Source organism: Actinomadura gamaensis (genome assembly GCF_042652125.1).
In the GTDB taxonomy this organism is placed as follows: Bacteria; Actinomycetota; Actinomycetes; order Streptosporangiales; family Streptosporangiaceae; genus Spirillospora; species Spirillospora gamaensis.
The window spans coordinates 575,513-590,374 of record NZ_JBHSIT010000002.1; the positions used below are offsets into that span (position 1 = coordinate 575,513).

The 14,862-nt window shown below is 75.0% G+C and carries 14 protein-coding genes; 3 read left to right on the forward strand and 11 right to left on the reverse strand.

From position 1 onward, the window contains the following. Positions 1-44: 44 nt before the first annotated feature. Positions 45-1,133 (reverse strand): alpha/beta hydrolase, encoded by a 1,089-nt coding sequence (locus ACFPCY_RS08435; protein ID WP_378253080.1) that lies wholly within the window; start codon positions 1,131-1,133, stop codon positions 45-47. A gap of 220 nt (positions 1,134-1,353) precedes the next feature. On the opposite strand from ACFPCY_RS08435, the gene ACFPCY_RS08440 reads away from it, so the two are divergent. Continuing rightward, the gene (locus tag ACFPCY_RS08440) at positions 1,354-2,052 is read left to right on the forward strand and encodes a phosphatase PAP2 family protein (RefSeq protein ID WP_378253081.1); all 699 of its coding nucleotides are present in this window, start codon (positions 1,354-1,356) and stop codon (positions 2,050-2,052) included. On the opposite strand, the gene ACFPCY_RS08445 is transcribed toward ACFPCY_RS08440, so the two are convergent. The 6 genes from ACFPCY_RS08445 to ACFPCY_RS08470 all read right to left on the reverse strand — a co-directional run bounded on the left by ACFPCY_RS08445 (position 2,007) and on the right by ACFPCY_RS08470 (position 9,462). Further along, on the reverse strand, positions 2,007-2,573 hold the full coding sequence (locus ACFPCY_RS08445; protein WP_378253082.1) for a GNAT family N-acetyltransferase: 567 nt from the start codon (positions 2,571-2,573) through the stop codon (positions 2,007-2,009). The two genes, ACFPCY_RS08440 and ACFPCY_RS08445, sit on opposite strands and share 46 nt — an antisense overlap. Before the next feature lie 107 nt (positions 2,574-2,680). Further along, positions 2,681-3,484 carry an SDR family oxidoreductase gene (locus ACFPCY_RS08450; protein WP_378253083.1) on the reverse strand — a complete coding sequence of 268 codons (804 nt, stop codon included), beginning with the start codon at positions 3,482-3,484 and terminating at the stop codon, positions 2,681-2,683. Between the two features lie 82 nt (positions 3,485-3,566). Continuing rightward, entirely contained in the window at positions 3,567-4,691 is a 1,125-nt protein-coding gene (locus tag ACFPCY_RS08455) for an AAA family ATPase (protein ID WP_378253084.1), read from the reverse strand. Further along, on the reverse strand, positions 4,675-5,463 hold the full coding sequence (locus ACFPCY_RS08460; RefSeq protein WP_378253085.1) for an RNA ligase family protein: 789 nt from the start codon (positions 5,461-5,463) through the stop codon (positions 4,675-4,677). Before ACFPCY_RS08460 ends, ACFPCY_RS08455 begins: the two co-directional genes overlap by 17 nt. A 110-nt stretch (positions 5,464-5,573) precedes the next feature. Continuing rightward, positions 5,574-6,968 carry an MFS transporter gene (locus tag ACFPCY_RS08465; protein ID WP_378253086.1) on the reverse strand — a complete coding sequence of 465 codons (1,395 nt, stop codon included), beginning with the start codon at positions 6,966-6,968 and terminating at the stop codon, positions 5,574-5,576. Between the two features lie 157 nt (positions 6,969-7,125). Next, complete coding sequence (locus tag ACFPCY_RS08470) at positions 7,126-9,462, reverse strand: cytochrome P450 (protein WP_378253087.1); 2,337 nt, start codon at positions 9,460-9,462, stop codon at positions 7,126-7,128. Between the two features lie 582 nt (positions 9,463-10,044). Here ACFPCY_RS08470 and ACFPCY_RS08475 point away from each other — a divergent pair. Both ACFPCY_RS08475 and ACFPCY_RS08480 read left to right on the forward strand, forming a co-directional pair. Beyond that, the gene (locus ACFPCY_RS08475) at positions 10,045-11,190 is read left to right on the forward strand and encodes a sodium:calcium antiporter (RefSeq protein ID WP_378253088.1); all 1,146 of its coding nucleotides are present in this window, start codon (positions 10,045-10,047) and stop codon (positions 11,188-11,190) included. 98 nt (positions 11,191-11,288) lie between these two features. Continuing rightward, complete coding sequence (locus ACFPCY_RS08480) at positions 11,289-11,915, forward strand: hypothetical protein (protein ID WP_378253089.1); 627 nt, start codon at positions 11,289-11,291, stop codon at positions 11,913-11,915. A 52-nt stretch (positions 11,916-11,967) separates the two neighbouring features. Here ACFPCY_RS08480 and ACFPCY_RS08485 read toward each other — a convergent pair whose 3' ends face one another. From ACFPCY_RS08485 to ACFPCY_RS08500, 4 genes are all read right to left on the reverse strand, one after another. Continuing rightward, entirely contained in the window at positions 11,968-12,576 is a 609-nt protein-coding gene (locus tag ACFPCY_RS08485; protein WP_378253090.1) for a response regulator transcription factor, read from the reverse strand. Then, positions 12,573-13,745, reverse strand: a complete 1,173-nt coding sequence (locus ACFPCY_RS08490) for a sensor histidine kinase (RefSeq protein WP_378253091.1) — start codon at positions 13,743-13,745, stop codon at positions 12,573-12,575. Before ACFPCY_RS08490 ends, ACFPCY_RS08485 begins: the two co-directional genes overlap by 4 nt. Positions 13,746-13,793: 48 nt before the next feature. Continuing rightward, a complete protein-coding gene (locus tag ACFPCY_RS08495) occupies positions 13,794-14,219 on the reverse strand; it encodes a hypothetical protein (protein WP_378253092.1) in 426 nt (141 codons plus the stop codon). Between the two features lie 145 nt (positions 14,220-14,364). Then, positions 14,365-14,862 carry a DUF6194 family protein gene (locus ACFPCY_RS08500; protein ID WP_378253093.1) on the reverse strand — a complete coding sequence of 166 codons (498 nt, stop codon included), beginning with the start codon at positions 14,860-14,862 and terminating at the stop codon, positions 14,365-14,367.

A 14,862-nucleotide genomic window follows, 5' to 3' on the forward strand; every position in this document is an offset into this window, starting at 1 on the left:
GGCCCGGCGCGGACGCACCGCGCCGGGCCCTCCGCCGTCCCGCCTCAGCTCCGGGACGCGCCGATCGACTGCATCAGCGTCGGCCAGATGAACTGCGCCTCGCGCCGCCACGCGGGCCAGTTGTGCCGCCCGTCCCCGTAGATGTGCGCGGTGTAGGGGATGTTCAGCTTGTCCAGGTGCTGCTGGAAGTCTTTGTTGTCCGCGCCGACGGCGATCTCCGACAGCAGGCCGATGTCCCACGGCGCGACGTCCGGATCGCCCGGTCCCGGACGTCCCGTCGTCCCCGACGAGAAGAACAGCCCCACCCCGCGCAGCTTGTCCGCCAGCGCCGCCGGGTCGTGCGCCGCCCAGTTCGCGTCGTCGAGGATCGGCACGCCCCAGATCGCGTTCGGGTCCTGGAACGACGACGCGTTCGTCAGCATCAGCATCGCCGGGATCCCCGCGTACCGCAGCGACAGGATCCCGCTCAGCGACGCCGCGTACCGGAACAGCCCCGGATGCCGCGCCGCGTAGGCGAACCCGCCGCCCCCGCCCGAGGAGTTCCCGATCACCGCGCGCGCGTCGCCGGCGTGGAAGTTCTCCTCCAGCAGCTGCCGGACCTCCTCGGTGTGGAAGGTCTCCCAGCGCGGCGTCCCGCCCCGGCCGTAGTTGTACCAGTCGGTGTAGGAGCCGTTCGTGCCGCCTTCCGGCATCACCACCAGCGCGTCGTAGGGCGCGGCCCACGCGGCGATGTCGGTGTTCTTCGTCCAGGACGTGTAGTCGTCGTTCCCGCCGTGCAGCGCGTACAGCACCGGCCAGGTGCGCGTGGCGTCCGCGCTCCAGCCCGCCGGCACCAGCACCCGCACCTTCACCGACTTGCCGAGGGCGGGGGAGTCGACCGTGAGATCCACCTCCCGGTCCGCCAGCCACGTCGTCGCCGTGATCCGCGCCCCGTCGGACGCCTTCAGCCCCACCGCCGCCGCGGACGGACGCGACGGCGAACCGTCCGCCGGACGAGCCGACGCCGCCGGGGCCGCCAATCCCAGCGTGACGGCGCACGCGGCCGCCGCCGCGCCGGTGACCAGCAGCCGCGTCCCGGCCGCGCGCGGGGCGGGGGAGCGGCGGGCCTTCCCGCGCTCCGGCACCCGGGACACGCGACGCTCCGCCAGGTGATCATCCGGCAACGGCATGGGCTCCTCCAGACGCACGCGGCGCGGCCCTCCCCCGGCCGCGCGACTGCCGCCGACTGTGTCGCCCCGGCCGCCGGCGATCTACGGCGCACGGTGACAAGAATCATGTTCGATCTTGTCGGGGAACGCGCATCCGCGCCCCCGGCGGGCGGTCGCACTCCGGCCGATGGGGCAGGATCGAGGCATGCAGGTGCTCCGATCGGGGGGCGGGCGCCTTCCCGGCCGCACGCCGTGGCGGCCCCTGGCACTGCCGCTCCTGGCCGCGCTGGTCGCCCTCGCCACCACGCTCGACGTGCTGGCCGGCGGCCTGCTCCGCCATGCCGACGACCGGATCTTCGCGGGCGGGCCGCCGCCGCGCACCGGCGCCTGGCACTGGTTCTGGCGCACCGTCGTCAACGGCGGTCAGTACTGGCTGGTCGGGACGCTCGTCACCGTCCTCGCGCTGCTCACCGCCTGGCGCCGCCGCAGCCTCTGGACGGCCGTCCGCGCCGGGATCTGGCTGCTCGGCACCGAGGCCGCCATCCGCGCCGCCCAGCTCGCCTTCGCCCGCACCCCGCCTCGCACCGGTGCCGACCACCTGTTCACCGGCGGCTACCTGTCGTTCCCGTCCGGGCACGCCGCCAACTCCGCCGCCTGCCTCACCGTGGCCGCCGCGCTCCTGCACGCCACCCGCCGCTGGCGGATCGCCGTGCACGCCCTGATCGCCGCCGTCGCCGTCGCCGTCGTCGCGCTCGGCTACCACTGGCCCACCGACGCCCTCGCCGGCTGGGGCCTCGGCGTCGTCCTCGGCGCGATCGGCCGCGCCGTCATCGGCCCCGACCCGGACCCGCCCCCCGGTCAGGCGCGGTTCCGGGCGTCCCACTCGCGGCGCAGCATCGCGTAGACCAGCTCGCTCGCCCACTCGCCCTTGACGAACTCGTTCTCCAGCAGCAGCGCCTCGCGCCGCATCCCCAGCCGCTCCAGCACCCGCGCGGACGCGTCGTTGCGCGCGTCCAGGCGCCCGACCACGCGGTGCAGGCCCGCCTCCTCGAACGCCAGCCGCAGCACCGCCCGCGCCGCCTCGGTCGCGAACCCCTTGCCGTGGTAGGCCGGGTTGAAGATGTAGCCGAGCTCACCGGTGCGGTCCCTGCGGCTGCTCCACTGCAGGTTGACCTCGCCGATCACCTCGCCGCGCTCGCGCCACTCCACCGCCAGCGCCAGCCAGTCGCCCTCCCGGTCCCAGCCGGTCGCCGCCTGCTTGTCCCGCAGGAACGACCGCGACTCCTCCAGCGACCGCGGCTCCCAGTACAGGAACCGGGCCACCTCCGGCAGCGACTGGTAGGCGTACAGCGCGTCGAGGTCCTCGTCGCGGAACGGCCGCAGATCCAGACGGTCCGTCCGGATCGGGTACACGGGCTTGAACATCCGCCGATCCTACGGTCGCCGCCCGCGGGACGCGACAGGGAATCCCCGATCATGATCCCTACCGCGCCGCCCGGGCCGCACCCGAAGCGCCACAGGGGCCGCAGCCGTCACCCGCGTCCCACGAACGACGGCATCGCCGTCGCCAGAACCGACATGAACTGGACATTGGCCTCGGCCGGCAGCTCCGCCATGAACAGCACCGCCTCCACCACGTTCCGCACGTCCATCACCGGCTCGGCCCGCACCGACCCGTCCGCCTGCAGGACGCCCCGCCCGAACGACGCGGTCATGTCCGTCGCCGCGTTCCCCACGTCGATCTGACCGCACGCGATCCCGAACTCCCGGCCCTCCAGCGACAGCGACTTCGTCAGCCCCGTCACCGCGTGCTTGGCCGCGGTGTAGGCGACCGACAGCGGACGCGGCGTGTGCGCCGACACCGACCCGTTGTTGATGATCCGCCCGCCCCGCGGGTCCTGGTCGCGCATCATCCTGAACGCGGCCTGCGCGCACAGGAACGCCCCGGTGACGTTGGTGTCCAGGACGCTCCGCCACGCCTCGAACGGCACGTCGGCGATCCCGGCGGGCGCGCCGAACACCCCGGCGTTGTTGAACAGCAGATCCAGCCGCCCCCAGCGCGCGGCGACCGCCCCGAACAGCGCGTCCACCGACTCCGGGACGGTCACGTCCGCCCGAACCACCAACGCCTCGCCCCGCGCGCCACCGCCCGCGCTCTCCCCGGCCACGCCAGCGCCGCCGCGCGCCTCGCGGGCCGTTCGTTCCAGCGTCTCGGGGTGCCGTCCGGCCAGCGCGACACGCCAGCCGCGCGCCAGCAGCGCCACCGCCACCGCCGCGCCGATCCCCGACCCCGCGCCGGTCACCAGCGCCACCCGGCCGTCCGCCGCGTCCGTCATGATCTCGTCCCTCCTCCGAGGGAAACCCTCTCATCCGGCGGCCGCGGTCCGGCGGCACGGGGGCGTGATCCCGCCCGCGGGGTCAGCCCGTCGCGATCCAGTCCACCCGGTGGCCCTCGGTCGGGTCCGGCGTCTCCCACCGCCGGACGAGCCGGTCGATCACCGCGTCCGGCACCGGCGCGGACCGCGCCCGGTTCCGCGCCCGCAGCACGCCCGGCGCGGCCTCCAGCGCCGCGACCTCCACCCGCCCCCGGTAGTCGGCGACCAGCCCGATCGCCTGCCCGCGCAGCTGCCGCGACACGTTCGTCGCGTTCCACACGAACGACTCGCCCGCGCGCAGGTGCGCCCGCGCCCGCTCGTGCGCGGCCGCCGCCACCGGACGCTGGTCACCGGTCGGCGCGACGCCCATCTCGGCGCGCAGCGCGTCCAGGCTCACCACCGGCAGCCCCGGACGGTGCGCCGCGATCCAGTGGTCCTTCCCCACACCCGGCAGGCCCGACAGGACGGTCACCGTGCAGCGCGTGTCGTCGTAGGCGTCCCAGTCCGGATCGCGGTCCGGACGGCGGAAGAACCAGAACCGGGCGTGGTCGGACGGGAACGCGCGCGGCCCGTCCAGGCACCCCTGCTCGGCGCAGTACTCGCGGTACAGCGCGATGTTCTCCAGCACCTCGCCGACGTCACCGCAGATCCGGCCGAGGATGTCGGCGGTCGCCAGCAGCGCCAGGTCGTCGTTGCGCGCCAGCAGGCTCACCCGGAACGCGATCTGCCGCAGGTCCGGACGCTCCAGCGCCCAGAACGGCACCTGGTGGTGCCGCACCAGCGCCGCCACGTGCTCCCGCCACGCCACCGGCGCGCCGAGCTCCCACAGGATCCGCCGCACCATCAGGTCACCACGCCGCGAATGGCCGTGCGCGGTGATCGACCCGTCGTCCTCGTGCCGCGTGCAGTCCGGCTTGGCGACGTCGTGCATCAGGACCGCCGCGAACAGCCGCGCGCGCTCGTCCGCCGGACGCGCCCGCCACTCCGCCGACGCCGCGAGCGCCTCGCACGCCATCCGCGTATGCGTCGCGACGTCGCCCTCGGCGTGGTGCACCGCGTCCTGCGGGACGCCCGCCAGCCGCCTCACCCACGCGAACGCCTCGACGATCTCGTCCCACGGGACCGTCCAGTGCGGCGGGGCCGGGCACAGCTCATCCCACACCCGCATACAGCACCTCCGGATCGGCCAGGCCGTTGGCGACGATCGGACGGTCCTGCCAGTGCGTCCCCGCGTCGAGGATCGCGGTGAGGAAACTCGCCCGCACCCACTTGTAGCGGCCGACCGTCCGCCCGTCCTCCTCCACCTTCAGGTAGAGGCCCTCCATCTCGTCGGACGGGTCGGTCTCGGCCGCCACCCGCTCCGGATCGGCACCCGCCGCGACCGCCGCGTCCCGCAGCGCCTCGCGCCAGCGCGGCGTCCGGCAGGTGGACGGCCCGACCAGCGCCGTCAGCTCCTTCAGATCGGCGACCTCGCCCGTCCGCAGCACCGGGACCGACACGACCGGCGCGCCGTCCAGCAGCTCGCGCCGCTTCTCCGTCGACAGGAACGTCCCGTCCCGCTGGTCGAGGACGTCGAACTCGCAGAAATAGTGGGGGAGCGCGTCGTAGAAGACGGTGTGCTTGGCGTACAGCCACTCCCCGTACATCACGTACCGGTCCTTAAGCCGCGGCCACAACGCGTGCTGGACGGACGCCGCCCACGCCTTCAGCGGCGCGAACTGCCGCTCCCGGGGACCGCCCGCCAGGAAGTGCCCGCGGCTCTGCAGGCGCAGCTCACCCGACGAGGAGAAGCTGATCCCGGCGTTCGCGCCGTCCAGCTTCTCCTCGACCACCAGGTACCGTCCCGCCACCTCACCGAACGGCGCCGCCGACAGGTCGTGGTCGCCCGGTTGGAGCCGGGACCCCCGAAGATGCCGGGTCCGCGGGTACTTGTACAACATGCCCCCGGTTGTACCGGCGCCGTCTCCTCCCGGCCAACCACTTTTCCCGCCTGGGCCCCCGGTCGAGGGCCGCGGTCGAGGGCCGCGCGCCCGGACGAACCGCCGGGCCGTCAGAGCCGGATCAGGGCGGTCCCCGCGAGCCCCGCCAGCCACAGCGCCGCGCTCACCCACGCCAGGACGTGCAGCCCGCTCGCGAACGCCGTCCCGTCCAGCGGCGAACCGGCGACCGAGCCGAAGATCGCCGCGCCGAGCGCCGTGCCGACCTGCCGCGCGGTGTTGTTGAACCCGCCCGCCAGGCCCGCCAGCCCGGACGGCGCGGTGCGCATCGCCGCCGACACCGCCGACGCCGTGATCAGCCCGTCCCCGATCCCGATCAGCAGCAGCGTCGGCACCAGCACCGCGTAGGACGCGTGCGGACCGGTCAGCAGCAGCGCCGGAGCCCCGCACAGCGCGATCACGATCCCGGTCCGCACCGGCAGCCGCGGCCCGAACCGCGCGTTGAGCCTGCCGCTCAACGGCGCCAGCAGCACCAGCGGCACCGCCATCGGCAGCAGCATCACCCCCGCGACCAGCGCCGACCTGCCCTGGACCTGCTGCAACTGCAACGTCACCACGAACAGCGTCCCGTTGGTGACCAGGTTCATCACCAGCGACGCCCCGTTCGCGCCGAGGAACGCCGGAGCCCGCACCAGCCCGGACGGGAACAGCGGATCGGCCGCCCGGCGCTCCGCGACCACCAGCGCCACCGCCCCTGCCACGGCCGCGCCCGCCGCGGCCAGCGCCCCGGACCGGTCGCCGTGCCCGATCTGGATCACCGCCCACACCAGCGCGCCGAGCGTGACCGGAGCGAGCACCAGCCCCGCCACGTCCAGCCGCCGGCGCTCGCGCGCACCGGACGGATCGGGCGACACCAGCAGCAGCACGCCCGCGACCGCCGCCGCGACGATCGGCACGTTCAGCAGGAAGATCCACCGCCAGCCGGGGCCGTCCACCAGCACCCCGCCCAGCAGCGGACCGGCGGGCAGCGCCGTGGACGACACCGCCGCCCACGCGCCGAGGGCCCGCGCCTGCTCACCCGGCTCGGGGAACATCCGCGTCACCGCCGCCAGGCTGCCCGGCAGCAGCATCGCCGCGCCCGCGCCCTGCACCGCCCGCGCCGCGATCAGCGGACCCGGCCCGGACGCCAGCCCGCACGCCAGCGACGCCACGCCGAACAGCACCAGCCCGGCCACCAGCATCCGCCGGTGCCCGAGCCGGTCGCCGAGCGCGCCGCCGCCCAGCAGCAGGCCCGCGATCGCCACCGCGTACCCGTCGACCACGCCCTGCATCCCGGCGAGGCCCGTCCCGAGGGACCTCCCGATGCCGGGCAGCGTGACGTTGACGATCGTGACGTCCAGCAGCACCAGGAACATCCCGGCGCACACCACGCCCAACGCCGCCCGCCGCCGCGCGTTCCCGCCGCCGGTCGTCCTGGACTCCGTTCTGATCTCAGTGGGGGAGCTCATGCCCCCAGGGTTGCCGAGGGACGTTTCGCCGAACCTCGAAACGTCCCCGCACCGCCGCCCCGCGGACCGCCCGTGGACCGGCCCCGGACCGCCTGCGGACCGGCCGTGGACCGCCCGTGGAACGGCCGTGGAGCGCCCGCGTAGCGGCGGGGGCGCGTCAGCGCAGGGAGATGAGCAGCTCCTCCGGCGCGCGGGTGAGCAGGCCGCCGAACCGCGGCCGGAAACCGTCCGCCCAGCGCAGCCGCGGCAGCGCCGCCAGCAGCGTCCGGACGCCGATCTCGGCCTCGGCGCGCGCGAGCTGCGACCCCAGGCAGAAGTGGCGGCCCGCGCCGAACGACAGGTGCCCCGCCGCCGCCGTGAACTGGCGGTCCGGCTCGTCCGCCAGCCGGGACGCGTCGAACCGGTCGGGGTCGGCGAACCGGTCCGGGTCCCGGCCCGCCGCGCCGACCAGGCACGCCACCGTCGCCCCGCCCGGCACCCGCCCGGACGGCAGGTCCACCGCCTCCCCGGTCTGCCGCAGCACCACCTGCACCGGCGGGTCCCGGCGGAGCGTCTCCACCCACGCCCCCGCCAGCCCGCCCGGGTCCGCGCGCACCGCGGCGAGCGCCTCGGGATGGTCCAGCAGGTTCGCCAGCAGCGACCGCAGCCCCTTGTCGGTCGTCTCGCCCCCCGCGCCCAGCAGCATCCCGCAGAAGCCCATCACCATGTCGTCCGGCAGCGGCGCGCCGTCCACCTCGGCCGTGCAGAGCACCGACAGCAGGTCGCGGCCCGGCGCGACCCGCCGCCGCGCGACGTAAGGCGCGAGGTAGGCGTACAGCTCGTCCCGGGACGACAGGCCCCGCTCCAGCAGCGCCGGATCCTGCCGGTAGTTGCTCAGGTACGAGAACCCCGCCTCGTACCACTCCTGAAACAGCGGCGCGTCCGCCACCGGCAGCCCCAGCGCCGTCACCACGACCGCGATCGGCAGCCGGTGGCAGAAGCCGTCCACCAGGTCCACCACGCCGCCGCCGCGCCGCGCCCGGGCCGCCAGGTCCGCCACCAGGTCGGCGGCCGTCCGCTCGATCGCCGCCCGTAGCCACGTCAGCGCCCGCCCCCGGAACGCCGGGGTCAGGAACGACCGGTGCGCCGCGTGCTCGCGGCCCTCCATCTGCAGCACCGTCCGGCCGAACATCGGCGCGAGCTGCCAGCCGTAGTTGCGCGAGGTGAAGCGCGGATCCGACAGCGCCGCCCGGACGTCGACGTACCGGCTGACCAGCCAGGCGTCCAGCGGCTCGTCCCGGACGACCGGGAACTCCTCGCGCAGCCGCCGGTACAGCGGGTACGGATCGCGCTCGAACTCCGGCCACAGCAGGCTCGGCGGCGTCAGCGACGGATCGACCTCCTCCGACCCGCCCGCGCCGCGTCCCGCACCCGCGGCACCACCCGCCCCCACGACACGGAAACCCCCGGACGCGGCGCCCGGCACGACCGGCGACGCTCCTGCTGCGAAGGCCGAGGCCGGCGCGGAGGCCGACACCATCGCCGAGGCCGCCTCGGCCGCCGCAGCCGACGCGGCCGTGCGCGGACGGTACCGGGGCACCGACCGGTGCCAGTCCAGCGACGCCCGCATCGCCCGGCGCAGCCGGTCGGCGAGCCGGTTCTCGTCGCGCGCCCCGCGCGGCAGGGCCCGGCGGAGGATCTGGAAGTCGGCGGCGCGCGCCGCGATCAGCGACCGGGCCGCGTCCACCGCGTCCTGGAGCGTCCTGACGTGGCGTTCCCGCAGCAGCAGCACCAGATTGGCACGTTCCCCGAACGCCATGTCCTTCTCCACCGAGAACAGGTCGTTCGTCCAGGAGATGACGTCGGCCGCCGCCGCCCGCAACGCCGCCGTCACCGGCGCGTCCGGCGGCGCGATCCCGTCCACGGCCTCGAACAGGTCGAAGAACACGTCCGCGCCGAACAGGTCGCGCCGCAGCCCGACGTAGTCCGGCAACCGGGGCGGCCGCCCGCTCGCGCGCCGCTCCACCAGCGCGCACTGCGCCCTCAGGTGCCGCGCCACGTGCCCGGCGAACCGCTCCCGCCACGCCGGGCCCGCCAGCAGGGCCGTGCGCGGCCACAGGTCGTCGGCCAGCACCGCCAGCATCGGGTCGGTCACGGCGTCCCGCCCGGCCTCCCCGCGCAGGACCGCCAGCGCGGACGCCGAGAACCCCGCCAGCACCCCGCCGTCCGCCCACGGCCCGTCGTCGACCCGGTCGTCCAGCAGCAGCACCCACAGGAACCACGCCAGCAGCACCGCCGCGTCGTCCGGCCCGGCCCGGCCGGTCAGCGCGATCCCGAGGTCTAGCAGCCGGGAGGTCTCCAGCCGCGCCCGGCCCCGCGGCCCGACCAGCCCCCGCTCCTCGGCCCACCCGCACACCCCGGCCCGCAGGAGATCGGCGTCGCCGCGCCGCACCGGGCCGGGGAAGGGCAGGGAGATCTCCGGGATCCGGAATCCGGTCACCGTGTCCGTCGTCATCCGCCGCCCCCGTACCTTCGCCGTTTCGGTCGTGCCCCGCGCCGCGGCCCCGCGCCCGGCGGGCCCGCGTCGCGGTGCCCCGGCCGGGCCGGGCTGCGGCGCGGAGTCCCGGCGGCATCGGTCGCCGGGCCCGCACGCATCGTGACCGGATCCTGCCGAACGTCCGTTGCCGGGACATGCGGGTTGACCGGGATTTGCCGTACCGATTCCGGCCTCCACACCAAGCCCGGCGTCCCGCATATGGACCGCCCGTAACCGTCCCGGCTCAGAGACCGAAACAGGTTCACGTTCGCCTCGCGCCGGCCCGCGTCCGCCGGGCGCCGCGACGGCCGGGTCGGCGGTGATCCGGCCGCCATGCGGTAGAGTCGCAGTCGCGAAGGGGAGTAGCCCTGCGAACCGGTCGTCGACACACTGGAGCCACCGCTCCCGGTGACCGGGTCCGCCACCGGCGGACGGGCGAGACCTTCGATCCCTTTGTCGATGACCAGACGCGTCACCGGCCGGGATCGAGGTCTCCGCGGACGCCCCCGAGCGGCCCCCCGGCCTCGGCCCCCGGCGACGCGGGAGGAGCGGGTACCGGACGTGTGGCATTTCGTCCTGCTGATCGCCTGTGCGGTGGCGATCTATCTGTCGTGCGAGTGGTTCGTCAACGCCGTCGAATGGCTCGGCCGCCGGCTGAACGTCGGGAAGATGGCGGTCGGGACCGTCCTGGCGGCCTTCGGCACCGCGCTCCCCGAATCGGTCGTCACCCTCGTCGCCGTCACCACCGGTGACGGCGAACGGGGCAAGGACATCGGCGTCGGCGCCGCCATGGGCGGCCCCCTGGCCCTCGCGACCGTCGCCTACGCCGTCACCGGCGCGACCCTGCTGTGGACGCGCCGCACGCGCGCCCGCGCGCAGCTCGCCGCAGTGACCGCGACCGCGGGTTCCACGGGTAGCACCGGTTCCGCCGGCTCCGCGGCCTCCGGGACGGGCGCTCCGCTCGCGGACGGCCCCGACCGGAATCCCGGACGGCCCGGAGCCGCCGCGAACGAGGTCCTCACCGACCCCGCCGAGGCCGCGCGCCTGGCCAAGGACCAGCGCTGGTTCCTCGCGGTGTTCGTGTTCAAGGTCGCCCTCGGCCTGGTCGCCTTCGCCGTCAAGCCCTGGCTGGGCCTGCTGTTCTTCGCCGTCTACGCCGTCTACTTCTGGCGCGAGATGACCGGCGGCGACCGCGACGGCGACGGCGACGCCGTCGAGGACGACCTGGAACCGCTCAAGCTGCAACCCGGCCGCGAGTCCCCGGCCGCGTGGGCCGTCGCGGCGCAGACCCTCGCCACCCTCACCGTGATCTTCTTCGCCTCCCAGCTGTTCGTGCACCAGCTCGACGCGATCGGCCCCATGATCGGGCTGCCCGCCGCGGTCACCGCGCTGCTGCTGTCCCCGGTCGCGACCGAGCTGCCCGAGATCATGAACGCGGTGATCTGGGTCCGGCAGGGCAAGACCAGCCTCGCGCTGGCCAACATCTCGGGCGCGATGATGATCCAGGCGACCGTCCCGTCCGGGCTCGGCCTGCTGTTCACGCCGTGGAAGTTCGACCACGCCCTGATGTGGTCGGGCGCGATGACCATGGTCGCGATCGTCTACCTGCTCGCGACCCTGCGCGCCCACCGCCTCACCCCCGCCCGCCTGGCCTGGACGGGCGTGCTCTACCTGGTGTTCGCCGCCGGGCTCGTCGTCATCCTCTGACCGGCTGACGTCACTGACGCCACCCGCCCGCCGGTTTCCCCTCCCGTCCGCGCGAGCCGAGTTGGCGGCGGTGACGTCACGGGGCCCATGATGGCGTCATGGACCTCACCCCGTACGTCGACCGTCTCCGCCGCGAACTCGCGGTCGCCGCGGAGGCGGGCGGCCCCGACGCCCGCGCCCTCGCCGAGCGCCTCACCGCCCCGCTGGACGCCACCGCCCGGCTGGTGCTGCTGGAGGCGCTCGCCGGAGCCGCCGGAGAGATCACCGCCGACCTCGCTCCCGGCTCGGTCGAGGTCCGCCTGCGCGGCCGCGACCCCGACTTCGTCGTCGTGGCCCCGCCACCCGACCAACCCGCCGCCGATCCTGCCCCCGGCTACGGACCGCCGCTGGACGCGGCGACCGGGCGCGGCGCGTCCGCCGGGGTCGCGGGGGCGCAGGCCGCATCGGCTGGAGTCGCGGGCGGGCACGGGTCGTCCGGCGAGGTCCCGCCCGAGCCGCGCTCGGACGCCGAGGAGGGCGGCACCGCCCGCATCACCCTCCGCGTCCCCGAGCACCTCAAGCCGCGCATCGAGAACGCGGCCGGGGAGGCCGGGCTGTCGGTCAACGCCTGGCTCGTCCGCGCCGTCGCCGCCGCCCTCGACCAGGCCCAGAGCCCCGCCCGCCCGGACCCCGGACGCCCTGCCACCCCCACCGTCGGCGCGCACTTCCGGGGCTGGGTCCGCTGAGATCGGAACCGGCCGCGAGATCAGTCGGCCACGAGGTCAGCCGGCCACAAGGTCAGAGCCAGCCGCGGTCGTCGGCGACGCGGAGCGCCTCCATCCGGTTCTGGGTTCCGGTCTTGGCGATCGCCGCTGACAGGTAATTCCGGACGGTCCCTTCCGACAGGAAGAGCTTGCCCGCAATCTCGGCGACGCTGGCGCCCGACCGGGACGCGTTCAGAACGTCCCGCTCCCGCGCCGTCAGCGGGGACGCGCCCGCGGCCAGCGTCGCGGCGGCCAGCGCCGGATCCACGACCCGCTCGCCCCGCGCCACCCGCCGGATCGCGTCGGCGAGCGCCTCGGCCGGGGCGTCCTTCACCACGAACCCGACCGCGCCCGCCTCCATCGCCCGGCGCAGATATCCCGCGCGGCCGAACGTGGTGAGGATGACGACCCGGCAGTCCGGCACGCGCCCGGCCAGCACCGCCGCCGCGGCCAGCCCGTCCAGGCCCGGCATCTCCACATCCAGCAGCGCCACGTCCGGACGCTCGCGCTCGGCCGCCGCCACGACCTCGTCCCCGCGCCCGACCTGCGCGACGACCTCGAAGTCGGGCTCCAGATCCAGCAGCGCCGCCAGCGCGGTGCGGATCAACTCCTGGTCATCGGCGAGCAGCAGCCGCACGGTCATGACGCCGCACCCGAACCCGCAGCACCCGAACCCGCCGCACCTGAATCCGCGCTGGCGGGTACCGTCACGCGCAGCCGCCAGCCGTGAGGGCCCGCAGGGCCGGACTCCACCTCGCCGCCCGCCGCCGCGACGCGCTCGCGCAGCCCGGTCAGGCCGTTGCCCGGCCCGGACGCGCCGCCCACACCGTCGTCCACGATCTCCACCTCCGCCGCCGACAGGGTGACCGTACAGCGGGTGGCGCGCGCGTGCCGCACCACGTTGGTCAGTCCCTCCCGGACGACCCAGCCGAACAGCTCGCGGTTCGCCGGCGCCACCACGTCCACCGCGGACGGCAGGTCCGCGGCGACCCCGGCCGCGCGCAGCATCTCCCGGCCCCGCGCCAGCTCGCCCGGCAGCGTCACCTCGCGGTAGCCGGACACCGCGGCGCGCACCTCGCCGAGCGCCTGCCGCGACAGCCGCTCCACGGCGGTGATCTCCTCGACCGCGCGCTCCGCGCCGCCCTCGGCGAGCCGGCGCGCCAGGTTGCTCTTCACCGTGATCGCGGTGAGCGAGTGCCCGAGCAGGTCGTGCAGGTCCCGCGCGATGCGGTTGCGCTCCGCCTCCGACGCGAGCCGCGCCACCTCCGCCCGCGCCTCCAGCAGCGCCCGGTTCGCGCCCGCCAGCTCGGCGTAGCCGCGCACGACCAGCACCGTGAACAGCACCATCGCGGCCTGCAGCCAGCCCGGCCCGGTGTGCCAGGGACGCACCGCCCACGGCAGCAGCAGCGTCAGCGCGACCGCCCCGCCGAGGAACAGGGGCAGGCGGCGCGGCTGCATCATCGCCAGGAACGACACGATGACCGAGAGGAGGTAGAAGCCGAACGTGCGGGCGAACGGGAGCTCGGCGGCGAACAGGACGGTCATCAGCCCGAGCAGCACCCACAACCGCCGCCGGAAATGCTGGACGAACGCGACCGCCGCCATCGCGTAAGCGACGCAGAAAGCGAGGGCGACCGCGTATCCGGCGAACGCCGCCGCGCCTTTCGAATACTGCGTCACGCCGACCATCGAGACGAGCGGATAAACGAACATTCCGGCGGAGAGCAGCGCCCGCCGCCAGCCGAGGGCCCAGCGGAGCGGATCGCCCCCGGGCGACCCGCCTCCCGCCGTCACTTCCGCGGCCCGTTCCATGGCCCGCACGCTAACACCACCACCGCTCCGCCGGGCCGGCCCGTCCGATCATCGGGCGAACCCGGCGCGCAGCCGGCGGCCGTTCGAGATCGCGACCACGCCCAGCAGGAACACCCCGCAGACGCCCTGCTCGATCCGCATCCACACCGGGAACGTGCCAGGCAGCGACACGATCACCACGATCGCGGCCAGCATGACCGTCGACAGGATCCGCACCCGCCGGAACGCTCCCCGCGACCCGCGGGAGGCGCGCAGGGTGAGCGCGAAGAGGATCAGCGAGCTGACCGCCACGATGCTGATGCGAACCCATACCGGCTGCGTCACCGACGAGGAGTCGCGGTAGGCGACCAGTCCGGCGAAGGTGAGGACGCTGACGGCGGTGTAGAGACCGACGAGTGCCTTCAACCGGCGAAAGGCCGTCACGTGGTTCGGGTCCTGGATTCCGTTCGCGTTTCCCGCGGCTTTGTTCGTCATGGCTCAATGGTGCTTCCGGCGTTTCCGGCGGCCCAGTGAGTTCGTCCACCGCCCGCCCATGACATTTGTCATGGGCGGGTGCGACGCAAATGCTCGCTACCGCTCGCGAGCACCGCTCGGCAGCACCGCTCGCGAGCACTGCTCGTCAGCACTGCTCGTCAGCCGCTGCGCGAGCTTCGGTGCGCGCCCGCCGCTCGTACCGGGCGCGGGCGAGGCCGTGCGCGAGCCGCAGCAGGTCCCGGACGTCCGCCTCGGTGTTCGCACCGGGGTTGACCACGGCCAGCCAGCCCTGCGACGCGTAGACCGGGTGCGCGATGAGCGTGTCGGACGCGCCGAGGTCCGTCCCCTCGGGCGCCGGTTCGCGTGGGTCGTGTCCCGTCCGGCGGACGAACTCGTCCCGGCCCACGGCGATGTTCACACGGAAGGCGCCCGGACGGTCCAGCCGGGACGACTCGTCCCCGGGATAGTTCTTCGTCACGACCGTCGCGAAGGGCTGGGTCGTCGTCGGGACCACGCCGTCGGGGGAGTAGTAGAAGAACGCGTCGCCCCAGGCGATCTCCGGCGTCCCGTCCCCGGGACCCGGCCGGAGCGTCAGGACGCCGTCGAGGCCGGCCACGAACGCGATGATGTCGTCGATGCTCAT

Bases quoted from the DNA above. Each gene is read 5' to 3' on its own strand.
- ACFPCY_RS08440 (WP_378253081.1), top strand. From the start codon at position 1,354: ATGCAGGTGCTCCGATCGGGGGGCGGGCGCCTTCCCGGCCGCACGCCG.
- ACFPCY_RS08445 (WP_378253082.1), bottom strand. From the start codon at position 2,573: ATGTTCAAGCCCGTGTACCCGATCCGGACGGACCGTCTGGATCTGCGG.
- ACFPCY_RS08450 (WP_378253083.1), bottom strand. From the start codon at position 3,484: ATGACGGACGCGGCGGACGGCCGGGTGGCGCTGGTGACCGGCGCGGGG.
- ACFPCY_RS08455 (WP_378253084.1), bottom strand. From the start codon at position 4,691: ATGCGGGTGTGGGATGAGCTGTGCCCGGCCCCGCCGCACTGGACGGTC.
- ACFPCY_RS08460 (WP_378253085.1), bottom strand. From the start codon at position 5,463: ATGTTGTACAAGTACCCGCGGACCCGGCATCTTCGGGGGTCCCGGCTC.
- ACFPCY_RS08465 (WP_378253086.1), bottom strand. From the start codon at position 6,968: ATGAGCTCCCCCACTGAGATCAGAACGGAGTCCAGGACGACCGGCGGC.
- ACFPCY_RS08470 (WP_378253087.1), bottom strand. From the start codon at position 9,462: ATGACGACGGACACGGTGACCGGATTCCGGATCCCGGAGATCTCCCTG.
- ACFPCY_RS08480 (WP_378253089.1), top strand. From the start codon at position 11,289: ATGGACCTCACCCCGTACGTCGACCGTCTCCGCCGCGAACTCGCGGTC.
- ACFPCY_RS08485 (WP_378253090.1), bottom strand. From the start codon at position 12,576: ATGACCGTGCGGCTGCTGCTCGCCGATGACCAGGAGTTGATCCGCACC.
- ACFPCY_RS08490 (WP_378253091.1), bottom strand. From the start codon at position 13,745: ATGGAACGGGCCGCGGAAGTGACGGCGGGAGGCGGGTCGCCCGGGGGC.
- ACFPCY_RS08495 (WP_378253092.1), bottom strand. From the start codon at position 14,219: ATGACGAACAAAGCCGCGGGAAACGCGAACGGAATCCAGGACCCGAAC.
- ACFPCY_RS08500 (WP_378253093.1), bottom strand. From the start codon at position 14,862: ATGAGCATCGACGACATCATCGCGTTCGTGGCCGGCCTCGACGGCGTC.